The following is a 4619-nucleotide window of genomic DNA, read 5'->3' as shown; positions in this document are numbered from 1 at the left end:
CTGGTTTCGGGGCTGCGAATGCCCGGGCCTTGCCCGGTGGCGCACGCGGGGGCGACCATGGTGGAGGCCGGTGCAGTAGTGGCCCCGGGAGGCCGAGTTGACCGACACATGGGTGGCCCTGGAAGAAGGAGCGGACCCGGCGGAGCGGCGCGGAGCGCTGCGCCGCGCGTACGAGTCGTTCGCGACCGCCGGCCGGGTCGAGCGTCCCGTACGCCCCGTGGTGGCCGATTCCTGGCAGCGTTCCGCCCGCGCGCACGTCCGTCCCGAAGGGACGGCCAGCGTCGAGCTGTCCGACGACGACCTCGGCGCCCACCGGGACGCGCACCCGCTGACGCGCGTGATGCCTCTCTTCCGCGAACTGATGGGTGCCTACGCGTCGGACGGCGAACACCTGATCGCGGTGTGCGACGCGCACGGACGGCTCCTGTGGGTCGAGGGCCACACCGCGACCCGCGCGCAGGCCGGCGGGATGAACTTCGTGCCGGGAGCCCGCTGGTCCGAGGCCGCGGCGGGTACGAACGCCCCGGGCACCGCCATCGCCGTCGACCGCCCCGTCCAGGTGTTCGCCGCCGAGCACTTCCTGCGGCCCGTGCACCCCTGGACCTGCGCCGCCGCGCCCATCCACGATCCGCGCACCGGACGGCTGCTCGGCGCCGTGGACATCACCGGCGGCGACCGGCTCGCCCATCCGCACAGCCTGGCGTTCGTCGGCGCCGTCGCCAGGGCCGCCGAGTCGCAGCTCGCCCTGCTGGCCCCGCCGCCGGCGCCCGGGACCGTACAGTTGTCGGTCCTCGGACGTGACGAGGCGCTGCTCGTCGTCGACGGCCGCAAGACCCGGCTCAGCCGTCGTCACAGCGAGATCCTGACGGTGCTCGCGAACCGCCCGGAGGGCGTCTGCGGCGACGAACTGCTCATGGAGCTGTACGAGGACGAGTCCGTCACGCCCGTCACCCTGCGCGCGGAACTGTTCCGGCTGCGCGGCCTGCTCGGCCCCGATCTGCTGCGTTCACGCCCGTACCGGCTGACGGCCCCGGTGGACACCGACTTCGCCACCGTCACCAGGAGGCTGGCGTCCGGAGCGGTCACCGGGGCCATGAGCGCCTACGCGGGACCGCTGCTGCCCGCGTCCCTGTCCCCCGCCGTCGTACGGCTGCGGCGCAGGCTCGCCGACCAGCTCAGGGCGGCCCTGATCGCGCGCGGGGATCCGGGGCTGCTGGCCGACTGGGCGTACAGCCCCTGGGGTGAGGACGACCTGGCGGTGTGGCGGACGCTGGCCGAGGCGCTCCCCGCGCGGCAGCGCCCGTCCGCCCTCGCGCGCGTGCGCGAGATCGACGCGTGGCAGTCAATGAGCCCCTCCGGCGCCTGAGCACGGACCGGCCGTCGGACGAGCCGCTGCCGTACAACACCGGCCGTCGGACGAGCCCCGGCCGTGGGACGAGCCGAGCCGGGCTGAACCCTCCGGGCGCTCCCGGAAGGCGGACCCGGCCTCTGCTCCTTACTCTCTGTTGATGGAGCACCACACCCGACTCTCGCGGTGCCCGCTCGTCCGAACCCGAGGAGTCCGCCATGCCGGAGCTGTTCATCGGTGGCAAGTGGACCACCGCAGTAGGCGGTCAGGTCCGCGAGATCCGCTGCCCGGCGGACGGCACGCTCGTCGCGACCGTGGACGAGGCGGGACCCCAGGACTCGGCCGCCGCGATCGAGGCGGCCCGTGACGCGTTCGACAGCGGCTCCTGGCCCGGCACGCCGACCGCCGAGCGGGGCGGGCTGCTGCTGCGCGTGGCCGGGCTGCTGGAGCGCGACAAGGCCGCGTTCGCGCGGGCCGAGTCCCTCGACACGGGGAAGCGGCTCGTCGAGAGCGAGTACGACATGGACGACATCGCGAACTGCTTCCGCTACTTCGGCAATCTGACGGCCGCCGGCGGCGGCGACCGCGTCGTCCACACCGGCGACCCCGGTGTCGACAGCCGCGTCGTGCACGAACCGGTCGGCGTGTGCGCGCTGATCACCCCGTGGAACTATCCGCTCCTCCAGACTTCCTGGAAGGTGGCCCCCGCGCTCGGCGCCGGCAACACCTTCGTACTGAAGCCGAGCGAGCTGACCCCGCACACCGCGATCATGCTGATGCGGCTGCTCACCGAGGCCGGGCTGCCGGACGGCGTGGCGAATCTGGTCCTCGGCGCCGGACCCACGGCGGGCGCGCCGCTCACCGAGGACCCCCGTGTCGACCTGGTCTCCTTCACCGGCGGTCTCGTCACGGGGCGACGCGTCATGGCGGCCGCCGCACCGACGGTGAAGAGGGTCGCGCTGGAGCTGGGCGGCAAGAATCCCAACATCGTCTTCGCGGACGCCGACTTCGAGAGCGCGGTCGACTACGCGCTGACGGCGGTGTTCCTGCACTCCGGGCAGGTCTGCTCGGCCGGCGCGCGGCTGCTGGTCCAGGACGAGCTGCACGATTCGTTCGTGGACGAGCTGGTGCGCCGGGCCAAGGCGATCCCGATGGGCGGTCCGTTCGACGAGCACGCCCGCACAGGGCCGCTGATCTCGGCGGCGCACCGCGACAAGGTCGAGGCGTACGTGGCGGCGGGGCTCGCCGAAGGCGCCGTACTGCGCTGCGGCGGCAGACGCCCCACCGACCCGGAGCTGCGCGACGGGTTCTACTACCCGCCGACCGTGCTCGACGACTGCGCCCCGGGGATGTCGGTGGTGCGTGACGAGTCGTTCGGCCCCGTGCTCACCGTCGAACGCTTCAGGGACGAGGACGAGGCGGTCGCGCTCGCCAACGACACCGTCTACGGCCTGACCGGGGCGGTCTGGTCGCAGGACACCGGGCGCGGGCAGCGCGTGGCGTCGCGGATGCGGGCGGGCACCGTATGGATCAACGACTTCCACCCGTACGTCCCCCAGGCCGAATGGGGCGGGATGAAGCAGTCCGGCTTCGGGCGCGAGCTGGGACCGGCCGGGCTGGCCGAGTACCAGGAGGCCAAGCACGTGTGGCGCAATCTCACCCCGAGTCCTCAGGGGTGGTTCGAGTGAGTACGCCCGGCGAGCCGAACGGCCCGGGCGGGAACGGCGCGGGACGGGGCGGGAACGGCGCGGGGGCTGCCGGATCCGCGGGGCCCGCCGATCCGGAGGCCTCCGCGCGGACGCAGCTCCAGGACGACGACGAAGCGCTCGGCGCACTCGGCTACAAGCCCGAACTCAAGCGGACCCTCGGCAACTTCCACACCTTCGCCGCCGGGATCAGCTACATCTCGATCCTGACCGGCACCTTCCAGCTGTTCTACTTCGGTGTCACCTTCGGCGGCCCGGCCTACTGGTGGTCCTGGCCGATGGTCTTCGCCGGCCAGCTGATGGTGGCCCTGTGCTTCTGCGAGCTCGCCGCCCGCTACCCGGTCGCCGGCTCCGTGTACAACTGGGCGAAGAACATGGGTGGTCCGCACATCGGCTGGCTCGGCGGCTGGATGATGATGACGGCGACCATGGTGACGCTGTCGGCGGTGGCGCTGGCGTACCAGATCACGCTGCCGCAGATCGACAGCCGGTTCCAGTTCATCGGGGACGGCAGCGGCAAGTACGACGCCGCGGGCAACGCCGTACTCCTCGGCTCCGTCCTCATCCTCTTCTCCACCACCGTCAACGCCTTCGGCGTCAAACTCATGGCGCGGATCAACTCCGCCGGAGTGTTCATCGAACTGATCGCCGCCGTCGCGCTGATCATCTTCCTGGCCGTGCACATCACCCGCGGCCCCGGCACCGTACTGACCGACACCCAAGGACACGGCACGGGCGAGGCGCTCGGGTACTTCGGCGCGTTCCTCACCGCGTCGCTGGCCTCCGCGTACGTCATGTACGGCTTCGACACGGCGTCGTCGCTCGGCGAGGAGTCGCACAACCCGAGCCGCAATGCCCCTCGGGCGATCCTGCGCGCGCTCGTCGCGTCGTTCCTGATCGGCGGGCTGATCCTGCTGTTCGCCCTGCTGGCGGTCCCGAATCTGGCGGACAAGCGACTGGCGGCGGACGGCCTGCAGTTCGTCGTACTGGACACGCTCGGGTCGACCGTCGGCGAGGTCTTCCTGTGGTGCGTCGTCATCGCGATCACCGTCTGTGTGCTGGCGGTTCAGGCGGCGGGCATCCGCCTGATGTTCGCCATGGCACGCGACAACAACCTGCCGGCGGGCTCCGTGCTCGCCCGTGTCAGTCCGCGTTTCCACACCCCGGTCGTCCCGGCCATGCTGATCGGTGTCGTGGGTGTCGTCATCCTGGTCATCAACATCAACCAGCCGCAGATCTTCTCGGTGATCACGAGCATCGCGATCATCATGATCTATCTGGCGTATCTGCTGGTCACCGCGCCGATGCTGGTGAAACGGCTGCGCGGCCAGTGGCATCCGGCGAAGGGCAGCTTCACACTCGGGAGGTTCGGGCTCCCGGTCAACATCATCGCCGTGTTCTGGGGCGCCGCGATGTCCCTCAACCTCGCCTGGCCGCGCGCCGCGGTGTACAACGCGACCGGGCCGCAGCACTGGTATCTGCGCTGGGGCGCCTTCCTGTTCATCGGCGTCGTCGCCGTCGGCGGCTTCACCTACTACTGGTTCGTCCAGCGGCACAAGACAGGG

At 71.4% G+C, this 4619-nt stretch carries 3 protein-coding genes; all 3 read left to right on the top strand.

Annotated features, from left to right (window positions below):
- Positions 1 to 97 precede the first annotated feature (97 nt).
- Positions 98 to 1366, top strand: a complete 1269-nt coding sequence (locus GXP76_RS34180; RefSeq protein ID WP_242575508.1) for a GAF domain-containing protein — start codon at positions 98 to 100, stop codon at positions 1364 to 1366.
- 200 nt (positions 1367 to 1566) lie between these two features.
- The gene (locus tag GXP76_RS34175) at positions 1567 to 3036 is read left to right on the top strand and encodes an aldehyde dehydrogenase family protein (RefSeq protein WP_242575507.1); all 1470 of its coding nucleotides are present in this window, start codon (positions 1567 to 1569) and stop codon (positions 3034 to 3036) included.
- A partial coding sequence (locus GXP76_RS34170; RefSeq protein WP_242575506.1) for an APC family permease occupies positions 3033 to 4619 on the top strand: 1587 nt, incomplete at its 3' end. The genes GXP76_RS34175 and GXP76_RS34170, both read left to right, overlap by 4 nt.

It is taken from the genome of Streptomyces sp. NP-1717, from assembly GCF_022695985.1.
Lineage (GTDB): Bacteria > Actinomycetota > Actinomycetes > Streptomycetales > Streptomycetaceae > Streptomyces.
Note: the sequence above shows the minus strand (reverse complement) of the source record. Positions and strands in the feature narration are given on the sequence as shown.

Bases quoted from the DNA above. Each gene is read 5' to 3' on its own strand.
- GXP76_RS34175 (WP_242575507.1), top strand. From the start codon at position 1,567: ATGCCGGAGCTGTTCATCGGTGGCAAGTGGACCACCGCAGTAGGCGGT.